The sequence below is a fragment of the Shimazuella sp. NTD247 genome (assembly GCF_059510415.1).
Genome location: NZ_JCAJZU010000001.1, coordinates 753,994 through 768,955 on the forward strand (window position 1 = coordinate 753,994; position 14,962 = coordinate 768,955).

Annotated in this window: 16 protein-coding genes and 1 other annotated feature; of the genes, 2 read left to right on the plus strand and 14 right to left on the minus strand. The window is 37.1% G+C overall.

The features are described 5' to 3' along the window. Nucleotides 1–73: 73 nt before the first annotated feature. Nucleotides 74–273 (plus strand) — a binding site (T-box leader). Nucleotides 274–310: 37 nt separating this feature from the next. Together proS and AC5WOC_RS03750 are read left to right on the plus strand one after the other, a co-directional pair. Continuing rightward, nucleotides 311–1,741 (plus strand): proline--tRNA ligase, encoded by a 1,431-nt coding sequence (proS, locus tag AC5WOC_RS03745; protein WP_496054030.1) that lies wholly within the window; start codon nucleotides 311–313, stop codon nucleotides 1,739–1,741. Between the two features lie 248 nt (nucleotides 1,742–1,989). Next, nucleotides 1,990–2,247, plus strand: a complete 258-nt coding sequence (locus tag AC5WOC_RS03750; protein ID WP_496054031.1) for a hypothetical protein — start codon at nucleotides 1,990–1,992, stop codon at nucleotides 2,245–2,247. An 81-nt stretch (nucleotides 2,248–2,328) separates the two neighbouring features. Here the strand turns inward: AC5WOC_RS03750 and AC5WOC_RS03755 are convergent, their stop codons facing one another. The 14 genes from AC5WOC_RS03755 to AC5WOC_RS03820 all read right to left on the minus strand — a co-directional run bounded on the left by AC5WOC_RS03755 (nucleotide 2,329) and on the right by AC5WOC_RS03820 (nucleotide 14,961). Further along, the gene (locus AC5WOC_RS03755) at nucleotides 2,329–2,703 is read right to left on the minus strand and encodes a VOC family protein (protein WP_496054032.1); all 375 of its coding nucleotides are present in this window, start codon (nucleotides 2,701–2,703) and stop codon (nucleotides 2,329–2,331) included. Nucleotides 2,704–2,744: 41 nt separating this feature from the next. Further along, the gene (locus AC5WOC_RS03760; protein ID WP_496054033.1) at nucleotides 2,745–3,260 is read right to left on the minus strand and encodes an SRPBCC domain-containing protein; all 516 of its coding nucleotides are present in this window, start codon (nucleotides 3,258–3,260) and stop codon (nucleotides 2,745–2,747) included. Nucleotides 3,261–3,272: 12 nt separating this feature from the next. Then, entirely contained in the window at nucleotides 3,273–3,620 is a 348-nt protein-coding gene (locus AC5WOC_RS03765; RefSeq protein ID WP_496054034.1) for an ArsR/SmtB family transcription factor, read from the minus strand. 157 nt (nucleotides 3,621–3,777) lie between these two features. Next, complete coding sequence (locus AC5WOC_RS03770) at nucleotides 3,778–4,521, minus strand: SDR family NAD(P)-dependent oxidoreductase (RefSeq protein ID WP_496054035.1); 744 nt, start codon at nucleotides 4,519–4,521, stop codon at nucleotides 3,778–3,780. Nucleotides 4,522–4,637: 116 nt separating this feature from the next. Further along, the gene (locus AC5WOC_RS03775) at nucleotides 4,638–5,504 is read right to left on the minus strand and encodes a 2-oxoacid:ferredoxin oxidoreductase subunit beta (protein ID WP_496054036.1); all 867 of its coding nucleotides are present in this window, start codon (nucleotides 5,502–5,504) and stop codon (nucleotides 4,638–4,640) included. After that, nucleotides 5,491–7,251, minus strand: coding sequence for a 2-oxoacid:acceptor oxidoreductase subunit alpha (locus AC5WOC_RS03780; protein WP_496054037.1), 1,761 nt, complete (start codon nucleotides 7,249–7,251; stop codon nucleotides 5,491–5,493). Before AC5WOC_RS03780 ends, AC5WOC_RS03775 begins: the two co-directional genes overlap by 14 nt. A gap of 161 nt (nucleotides 7,252–7,412) precedes the next feature. Further along, on the minus strand, nucleotides 7,413–8,372 hold the full coding sequence (locus tag AC5WOC_RS03785; RefSeq protein WP_496054038.1) for a dipeptidase: 960 nt from the start codon (nucleotides 8,370–8,372) through the stop codon (nucleotides 7,413–7,415). Between the two features lie 57 nt (nucleotides 8,373–8,429). Further along, entirely contained in the window at nucleotides 8,430–8,690 is a 261-nt protein-coding gene (locus AC5WOC_RS03790) for a stage V sporulation protein S (protein WP_022737614.1), read from the minus strand. A gap of 113 nt (nucleotides 8,691–8,803) precedes the next feature. Then, nucleotides 8,804–9,601: a TIGR00282 family metallophosphoesterase gene (locus AC5WOC_RS03795; RefSeq protein ID WP_496054164.1), complete on the minus strand. Its 798-nt coding sequence runs from the start codon at nucleotides 9,599–9,601 to the stop codon at nucleotides 8,804–8,806. Between the two features lie 62 nt (nucleotides 9,602–9,663). After that, nucleotides 9,664–11,157 carry a ribonuclease Y gene (rny, locus tag AC5WOC_RS03800; RefSeq protein WP_496054165.1) on the minus strand — a complete coding sequence of 498 codons (1,494 nt, stop codon included), beginning with the start codon at nucleotides 11,155–11,157 and terminating at the stop codon, nucleotides 9,664–9,666. A 440-nt stretch (nucleotides 11,158–11,597) separates the two neighbouring features. Further along, nucleotides 11,598–12,272 (minus strand): OLD family protein, encoded by a 675-nt coding sequence (locus tag AC5WOC_RS03805; protein WP_496054039.1) that lies wholly within the window; start codon nucleotides 12,270–12,272, stop codon nucleotides 11,598–11,600. Continuing rightward, nucleotides 12,262–12,516 (minus strand): hypothetical protein, encoded by a 255-nt coding sequence (locus AC5WOC_RS03810; protein WP_496054040.1) that lies wholly within the window; start codon nucleotides 12,514–12,516, stop codon nucleotides 12,262–12,264. Before AC5WOC_RS03810 ends, AC5WOC_RS03805 begins: the two co-directional genes overlap by 11 nt. Next, complete coding sequence (locus AC5WOC_RS03815) at nucleotides 12,491–13,975, minus strand: AAA family ATPase (RefSeq protein ID WP_496054041.1); 1,485 nt, start codon at nucleotides 13,973–13,975, stop codon at nucleotides 12,491–12,493. Before AC5WOC_RS03815 ends, AC5WOC_RS03810 begins: the two co-directional genes overlap by 26 nt. Further along, nucleotides 13,972–14,961: a metallophosphoesterase family protein gene (locus tag AC5WOC_RS03820; protein WP_496054042.1), complete on the minus strand. Its 990-nt coding sequence runs from the start codon at nucleotides 14,959–14,961 to the stop codon at nucleotides 13,972–13,974. Before AC5WOC_RS03820 ends, AC5WOC_RS03815 begins: the two co-directional genes overlap by 4 nt. Nucleotide 14,962: the final 1 nt, after the last annotated feature.

A 14,962-nucleotide genomic window follows, 5' to 3' on the forward strand; every position in this document is an offset into this window, starting at 1 on the left:
CTCTACAATAAAGTTGCCTCTAGTATTGATTTTGAATTGATTTACATATATACTATCTCAAAAATTAAATATCAAAACATCGTTGATTAGGATTAGTAATTTGAATAAACTTTCACAGAGAGGGAACACATGCTGAGAAGTTCCTAAAGACATTCAAGTGAACCTACCTTTAAGTTCTGTGTAACAAAACACAGACGGTTATATGCCGTTATTAAAATGAAGTGTAAAGCTGAGCTTTAAATTAGGGTGGTACCACCAGAGATGGTCCCTAACTTAAGGCTCAGCTTTTTTGATTAATAGGAGGAGAAAGATGTCAAAACATTTTGTTGAAAAAATCACTAACATGGAAGTTGATTTTGCCCAATGGTATACAGATGTTGTAACGAAAGCAAAACTTGTTGATTATTCAAGTGTACGAGGATGTATGATAATACGACCATATGGATACAAAATTTGGGAGATTATAAAAGATCAACTAGATAAACAAATTAAGGAAACTGGACATGAAAATGTTTATATGCCACTTTTAATACCTGAAAGTTTACTGCAAAAAGAAAAAGATCATATTGAAGGATTTGCTCCTGAAGTTGTATGGGTCACACATGGTGGTGAAGAAAAACTGCAAGAACGTTTATGTATTCGGCCTACTTCGGAGGTATTATTTGGTGAACATTTTAATAATATTATCCATTCTTATAGAGATTTACCAAAACTATACAATCAATGGGTAAATGTCGTAAGGTGGGAAAAAACAACTCGTCCTTTTCTAAGAACACTAGAATTTTTGTGGCAAGAAGGTCATACTTGTCATGAAACGGAAGAAGAGGCTATTAATGAAACGGAAAAAATGCTCAATGTATATTCAACATTATGTGAAGATCTATTAGCTATCCCTGTTATTAAAGGTAAAAAAACGAATAAAGAAAAATTTGCTGGAGCTAAATTCACATACACAGCAGAGAGTCTCATGCATGATGGTAAAGCACTACAAACAGCAACCTCCCACTTTTTAGGTGACGGATTTGCTAAGGTTTTTGGAATTAACTTTTTGAACAGGGATGGAGAGCTACAAAATGTTCAACAAACTTCTTGGGGATTTACAACACGAATAATAGGAGCAATGATTATGGTTCATGGTGATAATAGAGGATTAGTCTTACCTCCAAAAGTGGCTCCTACACAAGTGATGATTGTTCCAATTGCTCAACACAAGGAAGGTGTTTTAGATCATGCTTATTCCATCATGAGTAGACTTTCAAACTTGGTACGAATTGATATTGATGCAAGTGATAAACAACCAGGATGGAAATTTAATGAATATGAGATGCAGGGAATTCCAATACGTTTAGAGGTAGGACCAAAAGATATTGAAAAGAAGCAAGTAGTGTTAGTAAGACGTGATTCTGGAGAGAAAATAAGTGTTGCATTAAATGATTTAGAAAGTACTATTCAAAAGATTTTATCAGATATCCAAATTAGTATGTATTTAAAAGCTGCAAATCACCTTAAAAACAAAACATCAACTGTCTTTGATTTAGAAGAATTCAAACATACTTTAAATATTGAAAATTGTTTTATTAAAGCTATGTGGTGTGGTGATGTAGCTTGTGAGGATTTGATAAAAGAGGAAAGTGGTGCAACATCTCGTTGCATTCCATTTGAACAAGTTCAGCTTTCAGATAAATGTGTTTGCTGTAATAAAGAGGCAAAACACATGGTATATTGGGCAAAAGCATATTGAGCTCTTGTTCATTACAGAAAACCAGCTAGTATCTGTCGGGATATTAGCTGGTTTTCTCTTCAATCGAAATGATGAAAACTATGCTACTTTCAATTTAATCGGGGTAGAACCAATGGTACTATCCCTTAGAGTAAAATATGACATCAATTTCAATCATGATTATCGAAAGAGATAACTATAAATTTCGAAGAATCTATGCTATTCTTCTTAAGAAACAGTCAAATTCAAACTCCAATACAAGGAGCATCGTGTCTACTACGGAAATCATTGGAAAGATTCGATTTACCATTGAACTGGATGATGAATTGGTAAATGCAGATGTCAAAAATAGGCAGATTGTTCTTCTTAGTCCAGCAAATTATCGTCCCTTTTGTTGTCTTCGAGTAGATAGAAACAAAGTGTATGCAGATAACAAACTTCAGGCTGTTCTGTCAGCTGGTGAGAAAAAAGAACTTACATTTCCTGTTGACGGAGAAATTATTACAGTGAAAATGGAAATGACATAATACTCAAATGGACCACATCTGTCCTGCGAAAACAAGACAGATGTGGTCCATCATTAAATCCCACCGCATTTTAACATTAAGCTATTTTCTCTCCATTACTGCAAAATAATTCCCTTCCACATCGGAAAAGTTAAATACTTTTCCAGAAGGCATATTTACTAAATCTCCAACAGTGACTTCTTTATTTTTGAAGTCTTGATATAAGCTGTCTAGATCCTCTGAAAAGAACAGTAGTGATGGTGTATTGAGATTTAATTCAGGTTGCATTTTTGCAATTTGTTCTTTGTTGTGGAGTACAATGCTTGTATCTGCCCCTGCTGGAGCAACTTCAAACCATCTCATATCTCCCTGACTCTCCTCAGAAACCAAGCGAAAACCTACTTTTTCTGTCCAAAATTTTAATACTTTTTCCTGATCGTTGACATACAACATCACTTGACCTAATTTCTGAATCATTTTCTTTCCTCGCTTTTTATTTATTTGATTTTCATTTTTCCTTATATTAATTCGTTTAAATGCTCTTCTAAACGATCCCAAGTCTGAGTTATTCCAGGTAGCATTCCCATATCCAATACAGACTGAAGATCCTCAGCAGACACATATTCAGCTCGATTGATCAGCTGCGTTTTTCCACCCAGATCGATAAATTCCATTTTATTTATGGTCGCTGGCATAGAATCATTAATATTTCCTTGTTCATCAGAAAAATAATCCGTATAAATGATCATTTCTGGCTCAACAATTTCTTTATAAACACATTTTCCCCACGATTCCATACCATAAAAATCACCTTGGTTTTTATCAACACATTTCATACAATAATGCCAAACTCCGTCTGGCTGAAAATCAATATGACAAACCGTCAACTCCCATCCTCTTGGTCCCCACCAATGTTTAAGGTGTTCTGCTTCTTTGAACATTTGAAAAACAAGATCTCGTGGTGCGTCAAAAACACGCTCTAAAACGAGTATCCGATCTTTTTCCACTCTAGAAACCAATTTATTGTTAGACATTGCAAATACTCCTCACTTTTCCATTTCTTTTTTTTGTAATCGCTGTAAATAGTCATCCAAATTGTCAAATCTCTCTTCCATAACACGCTGAAAAGATCGCAACCAAGAATTCATGACTATAAACGGCTCGGGTTTTAACTTATAAATTCGCCTATTGGCGTCCGCATTTACTTCTAATATTCCACTTTCACTAAGCACCTTCAGATGTTTTGAGGTTTGAGGTTGACGTATCCCTAATCGAATAGCTATTTCCCCAACTGTCAAAGGACCATCACGCAAGAGCTGAATAATATTCAACCGATTTCTTTCCGCCAAAGCACTTAGTATCGTCACCTCCATGTCCGGATCCTTCCCTGACATGTGAAATCACCTCTTAAATATAATTTTTCGTATCTTTTCCAACTCCTTTATACCAATTTCTTTCTAATTAAATATACCATAACGGGAATATTCCTGTAAAGGAATATTTATAACGAAGTTACAATTCATCCTATTTCTTTTTCAATTCTCTCTAAATTTACTGTGCGGTGTATCCTCCATCAACCAGAAGTGTCGTACCTGTTATAAATGAAGCTTCTTCACTTGCAAGAAATAATACAGATGATGCTACTTCTTCTGCTCTGCCTAGTCTCCCCATCGGGTGAAGGTCAATGAGATGCTGCTTTACTTGATCATCTAATTTTGAAAGCAGTGGTGTGTCAATATACCCAGGACAAATCGCATTTACACGAATACCTTCTTTGGCATAATCAATACCAAGTGTTTGTGTGAGTAGCTTCACTCCTCCTTTGGCAGCAGCATAGCTGGTAACACTGCCTTTTCCCACATGACTATGGATCGAGCCGCAATTTACAATCGTTCCTTTCGTTTGCTGTTTTAACATCTGTTCAATAGCATATTTGTCTGTAAGATATACACCTGTGAGATTAATATCAATTGTTCTTTTCCACCTAGCTAAATCAAGTTGGTGAATTGGTCCATCATTTGCAATACCAGCATTTGCAAAAACAACATCTACTTGTCCATATTTTTCAACTGTTTTGAAGACCATCCTTTGGACATCATCTTCATTTGTTACATCTATTTTTATAAAAAAAGCTTCCACGCCTTGCTCAAGTAACTCTTTTTCTAATTCAGAACCACGATCAGAAAAATCTGCAATAACTACTTTTGCTTGTTTTTCAGCAAACTTACGAATTGCTGCTTCTCCAATACCACTTGCTCCACCTGTGACAAGAGCAACCTTCCCTTTAAAACTCATTCATTATTTCCTCATTTCATTATGATTTAATTAGTCTTTCCTACTATGACCGTGTCGAATGAGCTTTATTCTTAACAAAAAAAAAGAGAGTTGGTTTTCCAACTCTCTTTACGTATTTATGCGAATTCACTTATCAAGCGATCAAATTGTTCCTCTGTGAGTTTTAGATCTTGTTTAACAAGGGGTTCTTCTTTGTAACCTTTGATCAATTCTTCATAAGATGGTCTTTCCGAATTTTGATAAATAATTCCTGTTACGAGACCATTATGTTCCATTAATGTCTGCATTGCTTGACCTCGGTTGGATGGATCATAATCGTCTATGTCATCCAAACTGGTTAGATTTTGTTTAAACCAGTCATACGTATTGATTTTATTATACGTAACACAAGGACTATAAACATTAATAAGTGAAAATCCTTTGTGTTTAATTCCAGCTTCAATAATTGCAGTCATTCCTTTTAAATCACTGGAAACTGTCTGAGCAACAAAACCAGCACCTACCGTTAAAGCCATTTCCATCGGTGAGATCGCAGCTTCAATCGAACCGTTTGGTGTACTTTTTGTTTTGAATCCCATATCAGAACGTGGAGAAGTTTGGCCTTTTGTCAAACCATAGATTTGGTTATCCATAACAATATATGTGATATCTACATTTCTACGAATCGCATGTATGGTATGTCCCATACCTATAGCAAATCCATCTCCATCCCCACCAGAAGCGATAACAGTTAGATCACGATTTGCCAACTTCAAACCTTGTGCAATTGGTAGTGAACGTCCATGTACACCATGAAAACCGTAAGAATTAACATACCCTGCAATACGTCCGGAACAACCAATTCCTGATACAATAGCAACTTCTTCAGGTTCTTTTCCTAAGTTAGCAAAAGCACGTTGCATAGATGCTAAAACCGTGAAGTCACCACAACCAGGGCACCAGTTTGGTTTCACTTTGTTGCGGAATTCTTTAAACGTTGCCATGAACCAACAGCTCCTTACACTCTTTATAAATTTCCATAGGCAAGAATGGGTTACCGTCATATTTACCAACGTGAACCAATTTTTCAGCCATACCTACGTTCAATTTGATAAGCGAGGTCAGTTGCCCAGTTGCATTGTTTTCAATGACAATAACTTTTTTTGCTTTCTCCATTTGTTCTTTTACTGCTTCACTTGGGAAAGGCATCAATTGACGGATATGAGCATGGTTTACTTTTAAACCATCTGCTTCTAAACGGTTCATTGCCTCTTGAATCGTTCCATAGGTAGAATTAAGTCCAACAATCAACAGATCTGCATCTTCGTGGCGTACATCTGCATGAATTGGATTTGGAAAAGATAGGTTTTGAAGTTTAGATAAGCGTTTATCCATCATCTTTTTACGGTTGACAGCACCTTCAAATGGACGACCTAATTCATTATGCTCTACCCCTGTCACATGGTGAAGCCCATGTTTTTTACCTGGCAGCACACGACGAGAAATACCATCTTCTGTAAATTCATAGCGCGGGAATAACTCTGAATTTTCCAACTCTGGTAATTCCTCTTCTTCTGCTACAAGTTTTCCACGACGAATCTCGATCTTGTTATAATCAAGTGGTTCCACCGTTTGTTTCCCTAAAGATAAGGCTAGATCTGTTACAATGATAACTGGACACTGGTATTCTTCTGCTAGGTTAAATGCTTCAATGGTGTCATAGAAACACTCTTCTACTGAACTAGGGGCAATAACAATCTTTGGAATCTCCCCATGTGTACTATATAACATAGCAAGTATGTCACTTTGTTCTTGTTTGGTAGGTAGACCTGTACTTGGACCACCACGCTGTGTATCAACAATTACACAAGGTTGTTCTGTCATTCCTGCAAGTCCAATTGCTTCTGTCATTAAAGAAAGGCCAGGACCAGCGGATGCAGTTAAAGCACGAACCCCGCCATAATTGGAGCCAATTGTCATTGTAATAGCTGCTATCTCATCTTCGGTTTGCACTACTGTACCACCAAACTCAGGAAGACGACGGATTAAATATTCCATAATTTCTGATGATGGAGTAATGGGATAAGCAGCCATTAATCTCGCGCCGCCTGCAACTGCACCAAATGCAATCGCATCATTTCCTATCATATATAGTCGTTTCTTTCCATCAGATGGAGCTAAAGTGAAATCTTTTATGGAAAGACTAGAAATTTCAGTTTTAACAAATTCAATTCCTCTTGTGATTGCATTCATGTTTTTATCAATCACTTGTTGTCCTTTTTTAGCAAAACGATCTGTCAAAACTTCACGGAATGATTCAACGGAAATACCTAGTAATGCTACCGACGCACCGACAGCAACCATGTTTTTCATTTGAGCCATACCAACTTCTTCAGCAATCTTTGTTAAGGGCACAGCAATCAGATGTGCCTTGATGCCTTCTGGAACAGTAGGATTGAATTTTGCGTCAGCTAATATTACACCGCCATCAATTAGTTCATAAGCATTCAGATCAATGGTTTCTTGATCAAATGCTACTAGAATGTCTAAATCATCAGAAATGGAACTAGTTGGTGTTGTGCTTATACGTATTTTGGTGTTGGAGTGACCTCCTTTAATACGGGAAGAAAAATGACGATATCCAAAAAGAAAGTAACCTTGCCGATTCAGTACTGTGGCTAACGTTTCCCCAGCACTATCAATTCCTTCTCCCTGCTGTCCGCCTACTTTCCAGGAAAGCTGGTTAATCATGAACTCATCTCCTTTAATACTTCAACGCCAAACAATCATCTGGTAAGCTTGCCCCAGATGTGCTGAAAAACACTATTCATTTTTTATTATAGTAGAGTACAAAACTATCTATTGCCATTTCTAATTCTATTCCTGTGTACTAGAAATTGCAACAAGCAATCTTATCTTAGTGAATTTTTATAAAAATGATATGCATTCCAATAGGACCATTTTTGAACCATTTCATCTGGGTAACACATTTTCAACAGTTGATAAAAAACAGGGACATCGTATGCTGTTTTCAAGTCTTTTAGTTTATAAACCATACCATCAAAATCGGAACCAAATGCAATATGGTTTTCTCCACCAAGATGGCAGATATGGTCAATATGGTGTAATAAGTGCTCCATTGCTGCCTCCTGATAAGGATGAAATACAAATTGAGGAACATATGTAATACCAATTAACCCTTTTAAAGAGATGATGGCTTGGATCTGCGCATCAGTTAAATTTCTAGGATGGTAACAAATCTTTTGACAATTGGAATGAGAAGCCATAACTTTCAAACCAGGAATATTTACAGCATCCCAGAAACTTTGTTCAGAGAGATGGGAAACATCTAGAATCATCCCCAATTTCACCATCTCTTCTAAACATCTCTTTCCAAAATTAGTAAGACCTCCATTTCGCTCTTCTAAGCACCCATCTGCAAGTGAATTTGCACCATTCCAAGTAAATCCTAATTGTCGAACTCCAAGGCGATAAAACGACCGTAAAAGAGAAATATCCCTACCAATTGCTTCTGCTCCTTCAATGGATAATACAGAAAGCAAATGACCATGTGAAAGCGCATCCAATTCTGTATGACGCCGGACAATGGGAATTTGCGGCTCGATCAACTCATAAAACAAATCAATTTGCTTTAAAACTGCCTGTAATTTTTCTGAAGGTGGCACAACTTCAGGAACAAAAATGGCAAAGTTTTGTAAAAGAACATTACTATTTCGCAATGCTTCAAGGGTGACATCTAGAAGGGATTCTTCAAGCAAAAATATATTTTCAGGCAAGTTACCATTAGGTATATCTCTCGCTCTTTTCCAAAGCTGATAGAGTACATCACAATGATTATCAATCCAATACATGCTATCACTTCCTCTAAAAAGGAAAAAACCTGCTATAAGATAACAGGTTTTGACGTATTATCGAGGTTCCACAATTAATTTTATCGCCGTGCGTTCTTCACCATCGATGACAATGTCGGTAAAGGCAGGGATGCAGATGAGATCAATTCCACTTGGTGCAACAAATCCTCGTGCGATTGCAACCGCTTTAACAGCTTGGTTTAGTGCACCTGCGCCGATTGCTTGCATTTCGGCTTGACCTCTCTCACGCAAAACACCTGCAAGTGCACCTGCGACGGAATTGGGATTCGATTTTGCTGAAACTTTTAATACTTCCATGAATGTACCTCCTCGATGGTTGGAGTAAGTCCACTCCTATCATATTCGACTAAAGTGTAAAAATTCCTTCTTAAAAAAGTAGACAGAACCGAAATATTGCAAAGAAAAGTATTTCAATTTAACCATGGTGTGTCATTATCAATTCGAATGCGTTTTAATTTTTTTGTTCGTTTGGTTACTGAATCAAAATCCACCAGCACTCCTTGTAACACAAACCCATCATTAGATGTTTCAAATCGAACAGGCAACTGGGTAATAAATCTCCGTACTACTGCCTCAACCTCCATTCCAATAACGCCATTGTATGGTCCAGTCATGCCTATATCGGTTAAATAACCGGTACCTTTGGGTAAGATTCTTTCATCTGCTGTCTGTACATGTGTATGCGTTCCAACCACTGCTGATACCCTTCCATCTAAATACCATGCAAGAGCTTGTTTTTCAGAAGTCGTTTCTGCATGCATGTCCACTAAAATATATGGTTTTCCAGGTAGTGATTTTATTATTTTATCTACTGTTCGAAAAGGACAGTCCAAAGAAATAGAGGAGAATGTCCTTCCTAACAAATTAATAATGACTAATTTTCCTTTTGATGAGGAAAGAATTGTATATCCCTTTCCTGGTGTACCTTCTGGATAATTAGCTGGTCGAATTAGCCTTTCTTCCTCATCAATAAAATCAAAGATCTCCGCTTGTCCCCAAGTGTGGTTTCCCATCGTGACACAATCTACACCAAGAGCACGAAATTCATGGTATATCTCTTTTGTGAGCCCTCTTCCATTTAAAGCTGCATTTTCACCATTTACAATCGTAAGATCTGGATGATAGGTACTTTTAAGCGAAGATAAATATGTTTTGAGGGTTTCTCGACCAGTTTGACCTACAATATCTCCAATCATTAAAATTCGCATTAGCAATGTATCCTTCTTTCTAAGAGTTAAATGGAAAAAAATAAAGTGGCACATAGGCCACTTTATTTTGCATATTCTACAGATCGAGTCTCTCGAATGACAGTTACTTTGATATGTCCTGGGTAATCTAGCTGATTTTCAATTTGCTTCGTAATCTCTCGAGCTAATCTCGTTGCCTCTGCATCATCGACTTCCTCTGGCCGTACAATAATACGACATTCTCGTCCCGCCTGAATAGCGTATGATTTTTCAACGCCTTCAAAAGACTCACATATTGCTTCTAGTTTTTCTAAACGGCGAATATACGCCTCTAATGTTTCTCGACGTGCACCGGGTCTAGCAGCTGATAAAGCATCAGCTGCTCTCACTAAAACAGCAATAACACTTTCCGCTTCCACATCACCATGATGAGAAGCAATACTGTTAATAACAACCGGATGTTCATGAAATTTCTTCGCTAGCTCGACACCAATTTCTACATGTGAACCTTCAATTTCATGGTCAATTGCTTTTCCTACATCGTGTAACAAACCTGCTCGTTTGGCAAGATGAATGTCCTCACCTAACTCAGCAGCAAGCAGTCCACTGAGATAAGACACTTCCATCGAATGTTTTAAAACATTTTGCCCATAGCTTGTACGGAATTTTAATCGACCAACGATCTTAATCAAATCAGGATGTAAACCATGTACACCTGTTTCAAAGGTAGCCTGTTCTCCATATTCTCTAATTCTTTCATCGACATCACGACGAGCTTTTTCTACCATTTCTTCAATTCTAGCTGGATGAATTCGGCCATCGGCAACTAATTTTTCCAATGCAACCCGTGCAACCTCTCTACGAATTGGATCAAATCCAGATAAGATGACTGCTTCGGGTGTATCATCAATAATCAGATCAATACCAGTGAGTGTTTCCAGTGTACGTATATTACGACCTTCTCGACCGATAATACGCCCTTTCATTTCATCATTTGGTAAAGTTACTACAGAGACAGTAGTTTCTGCAACGTGATCAGCAGCACAACGTTGAATTGCTAACGATAAAATATTACGTGCTTTTTTATCGCCTTCTTCAATGGCCGCCTGTTCCATTTCTTTTATTAATTGTGCTGTTTCATGTCGCATTTCATCTTCTACCCGTTTCATAATAATTTGACGGGCTTCTTCTGTTGACAAACCTGAAATTCGTTCCATTTCTTTTACTTGGGCTACCTTTAAGTCCTCTACTTCTTCAAGTCGGATAGCTATGGTATTCTCACGTTCATTTAGTTCATTTTCACGTTTCTCCAGATTTTGTTGTCTTACATCAAATGTCTCTTCTTTTTGAACGATTCTCCGTTCCATCCGGGAGAGTTCGTTTCGCTGTTCACGTATTTCCTGTTCTGCTTCGCTCCGCAATTGGTATACTTCATCTCGAGATTCAAGAATCTTTTCTTTCTTCATCGCTTCTGAATCCTGTTTTGCCTTTTCTAGTATCAATTCAGCTTGTTTCTCAGCACTACCAATACGAGATTCAGCAATACTCTTCCGTAGCCAATATCCAGCAAATCCCATGATTAGCGAGGCGAACAGCAGCAGGATATGCCCTGTGTCTAGCACTGTAGTGTTCACCTCCCCTATTCTTTTATATCAACCTTCATCCTATTTTTGATGAGGTTTCTTACTATCAGAATCAAAGCATTTCTAATCTAAACCTAGAAAAACTCTTTTTCTCTAGTAAGTACTCGTGCCTTTTTGTACATGGCAGTTCTAAATAAAAGCAAGGCCCTTCAAACACAACAAAAGTTAAGTTTACCAAGTTTTTGAATTCCAAGCTGTACGCTATCCCGTCACATAAAGTATTTACTTGGTTCACACAAGTGAGTGAGTTTAAAAACAAGACCGAACGCATCGGTCTATCTGTTTTACCGTGTTGTTTCCAAAAGCAAAACACATCAAATTGAGGTTGTATCTTAAGAAGGATAAAAGAAAAAGATACAAATCAATTGTATTCGTTATGAATTCCCATTGTCAAGGCGACGACTAAGATGAACCTCTGATTTTCCATCTTTTAGACGTACAAAGAACGCTTGGTCAGCAGATTCTGTTAGGTGTGTATTATGCGTCACAAACAAGATCTGTCTTTCAAATGTTTCATAAACAGACTGTAAAAACTGTGTCATTGGTAATATATAATCTTCACTAACATGTTTTCCTGGTTCATCGAGTAAAATGGGGCCTTCCAACCGTGGCCGAATAGTTTCCAAAAATGCAATACGCAGTGCTAAGGAGATAATATCAACCACTCCCCCGCCTCGTGCATCTTGTGGTTTTGTACGAATGCTTTCTCCATTCCATTCTGTTACTACATAAAACTCAGCAGTTGGATTTTTATCCGCTGGTGATAGATCAATCTCAAAACGAAAAGAAGAACCAAACACATATTGTAGAGCATTTGTCACTAGTGTTTCTAATTGAGCTTTTGCTTGTTTTCGTGCATATTCACCAGATTTTTGAAAAAGCAGACGTACCTTTTCATATAGCTCTTGCTGTTGTTGTATAGTATCTATCTGCTGCTGCAATTCTTCCAAATCCTTGACCAATAAATCTTTTGTAGTTTTTCGTCGATCCCATTCTAGTCTCGCCTTTTTTAGTTTGTAATCCATTTGCGCAAACTTACTAGTCTCCATCTACCAGTAACTCCTCTGGAAGAAGTTGTTCGACATCCTGTAATCCTTTTTTTACTTCCTGCTCCAATCGATTGATTTCTTCCGTTAGTTGATCTGGTTTCACTCCTAGTTGCTCCAACTCCATTAATATATCTCTTTCCTGTTTTTCCAGATTTTCCAATTTTAATTCCGCTCTTCTACGTAAATCTTTTGCTTCTTCAATTTTTGTTTTGATAAACTTAATCTTCTCTTCCAGCTGCTGCATATTTACTTCCCCCTTCTATCTCTTCCAATAAATGTTGAATTAAGTGATCATTAATTTCTGAACCACAAATCGGACACTCGCCATGCTCTGCTAAAAGATTGCCGTACTCCATTACTAAATTTCGTAAGTTATCATTCACATCAGCTAGCCATGTGTATCCTCTTTTTATTCGCTCTTGTTTATCTGCTAATTCTGTATTATATCTGTGTAGTTGATGGAGATTTTCCATATTTGCATCTACTTGCGGCATATGTTGTCCAAGTACCCGCAGTAATTCACGATTTTGAGAAATTTTTTGATTTGTCTTTACTTTTTCGCTTTGCATAAATTCCCATTCTCGTTCTTTCTTTTTTAGAATCTCTTTTTTTTGAATTGCTATTTCGGTTTCGTTTATTGTAATCAAAGCCACATCTATTTGATTTGTTTGCTCCATCGTTTTGCTATATTCCTTTTTGTCTATCTCTACTCGCTGCAAAGTTTGTTGTAACTTTTGATATTTGGTCATCTTTTGCAGTATTGCTGACAAAACAGACTGCTTTTCTTCTGCTTCTGCGAGTCTTGCAGTTCTTTGATAGATCACCTGTTGTTCTGTTTTTTCTATACTATGAATCTGGTAACGTTTGTCTAAAATACGATACTGACGAAGATATAATAATTTATTCTCGATGGAACTGCAGAGTAATTCCGCTTCCTTTAGATGCGGGTAACGTTCCATAATTGCTTGTTGTTCTTGTTGCTCTTCCTCATTCATTCGAAACTTTTGTTCCAGTTGTTTCAATTGATGAAGGAATGCTTGTTTTTTTCTAACTTCAGCAGCCTTTTCCTCTGCTTTTAAAAGCAAAACTTCTAATTGATCGATATTTTCATAAGGAAGCAATTTTTGTTCCAAGTTTTCCACTTGTTGCTTCATGTATTTGTTTCTCGAATTTAATTGAATTCGATCACTGTTCAATTTCTTTAGTGCTTGGTCAATTAAATGGGCACCACTTACTAGACCAATGGTCTTCGCTTTTACACCACTAGAGTCAGATAAGAGAAAAGGACCGTCTAACTGATTCCCCACTTGTAAATATGTATTTTTTTGTTCCAACTGCAGAGGTTTTAATTGATGTGCTTCCACAATTTCAGCTGGAACCTCAGAACCAAATCCTTCAAATATAAGTGGCTCTATTTCCTCTGGTTTATATAATAAATAACGGTTGATTGTACTATGGTTGCGAATTCTTTTGATGATTGTATTATCGCTCAAATGTAATTCTACTTCGCAAGCGTTTGCACCAACACGTATATATTCGGTTCCTCTAGGATAATTAAAGAGCACCCATCTCAGTGCACGAAGAATAGCACTCTTTCCGCTGTCAGACGGCCCAACAAATACATTCAATCCTGGATGAAAATCAAACTCAGTATGTACATGAGATTGGAAGTTTTTTATGATTAATCTTTTAAAATGTATCATGATTCCCTTTCTCCTTCCAACTCTTGTACTTCTCCAATCCGTCTTAGTGCTTCTTTCTTTACATTTACATCCAACGCATCTAGTTTTGCGATCTCTTCGATAATCTCTTCTACCTGAATTCCTTGATAAATACCAGCAGCACTTACTTCTTGAGCAAATTGAACCCATTTTTCCTGTCTGTATAATGATTCTTCTTGAATTGTTCGATCAAAGATATCTTCCCCCTTAGCTGCAGATCGCAACTTTTGAAAACGAATTTTGATTTCTTCGTCCATTTCAATCAACACTACTTGGGGAATTCTCTTTATCTCTGATTGTTGATTCGATAGCCTGGCAATTGAACCTGGGTTGATAATATATTTATTGTTTTTCATTTGCATTGGAAAGCCACCATGATAATGTCCTGTGAGTAATATGTCTGCATCACTTTCTACTTCTAATAGAGAAGAAATCATCGTGTGAGGAACACCTTCTGGTAAGGCTTTTTCTACCAACATTCCATGAACCATATGTATACAATAATCTGCTTGAAGCTGATTGGTAACGGCATAATCATTAGAAATATCTCTTTTATCTAGATCATAATGAAAAGGCTGCCCTGTCAATTGGACTTTAAGTTTACCGTCTGTTAACGCTAAGAAATCATTTGGTTTAATTAATGTTATTACTCCAAAAGCTTCCAATAATCCCAACATCGTACGTTCCACTGTAGCTGGATTGTGACCATATATATCATGATTACCAGCTATAGCAAAAACAGGTGCTGAAAACTTTCGAAACAATTGGGCAAACTCTCGTACTACTGCTGGTGACAAATTTGGCCGATCAAAAACATCGCCACCATGCAATACATAGTCAATCTCATTTTCTTCGGCTATTTGAATGATTTCGTTCACTTTTCGTTTCATCGAATCAACGAAATCATCTGTACGCCCTCTTGGAGACGTACCTCGAATATGCGTATCTGTAAAATAAAGCAGACGCATG

What these genes read in the sequence shown, in the direction of transcription:
- AC5WOC_RS03815 (WP_496054041.1), bottom strand. Translation starts at nt 13,975, where the DNA reads ATGATACATTTTAAAAGATTAATCATAAAAAACTTCCAATCTCATGTA.
- AC5WOC_RS03790 (WP_022737614.1), bottom strand. Translation starts at nt 8,690, where the DNA reads ATGGAAGTATTAAAAGTTTCAGCAAAATCGAATCCCAATTCCGTCGCA.
- AC5WOC_RS03755 (WP_496054032.1), bottom strand. Translation starts at nt 2,703, where the DNA reads ATGATTCAGAAATTAGGTCAAGTGATGTTGTATGTCAACGATCAGGAA.
- AC5WOC_RS03810 (WP_496054040.1), bottom strand. Translation starts at nt 12,516, where the DNA reads ATGCAGCAGCTGGAAGAGAAGATTAAGTTTATCAAAACAAAAATTGAA.
- AC5WOC_RS03785 (WP_496054038.1), bottom strand. Translation starts at nt 8,372, where the DNA reads ATGTATTGGATTGATAATCATTGTGATGTACTCTATCAGCTTTGGAAA.
- AC5WOC_RS03805 (WP_496054039.1), bottom strand. Translation starts at nt 12,272, where the DNA reads ATGGAGACTAGTAAGTTTGCGCAAATGGATTACAAACTAAAAAAGGCG.
- AC5WOC_RS03820 (WP_496054042.1), bottom strand. Translation starts at nt 14,961, where the DNA reads ATGCGTCTGCTTTATTTTACAGATACGCATATTCGAGGTACGTCTCCA.
- AC5WOC_RS03770 (WP_496054035.1), bottom strand. Translation starts at nt 4,521, where the DNA reads ATGAGTTTTAAAGGGAAGGTTGCTCTTGTCACAGGTGGAGCAAGTGGT.
- AC5WOC_RS03780 (WP_496054037.1), bottom strand. Translation starts at nt 7,251, where the DNA reads ATGATTAACCAGCTTTCCTGGAAAGTAGGCGGACAGCAGGGAGAAGGA.
- rny (WP_496054165.1), bottom strand. Translation starts at nt 11,157, where the DNA reads ATGGGATTTGCTGGATATTGGCTACGGAAGAGTATTGCTGAATCTCGT.
- proS (WP_496054030.1), top strand. Translation starts at nt 311, where the DNA reads ATGTCAAAACATTTTGTTGAAAAAATCACTAACATGGAAGTTGATTTT.
- AC5WOC_RS03795 (WP_496054164.1), bottom strand. Translation starts at nt 9,601, where the DNA reads ATGCGAATTTTAATGATTGGAGATATTGTAGGTCAAACTGGTCGAGAA.
- AC5WOC_RS03775 (WP_496054036.1), bottom strand. Translation starts at nt 5,504, where the DNA reads ATGGCAACGTTTAAAGAATTCCGCAACAAAGTGAAACCAAACTGGTGC.
- AC5WOC_RS03760 (WP_496054033.1), bottom strand. Translation starts at nt 3,260, where the DNA reads ATGTCTAACAATAAATTGGTTTCTAGAGTGGAAAAAGATCGGATACTC.
- AC5WOC_RS03765 (WP_496054034.1), bottom strand. Translation starts at nt 3,620, where the DNA reads ATGTCAGGGAAGGATCCGGACATGGAGGTGACGATACTAAGTGCTTTG.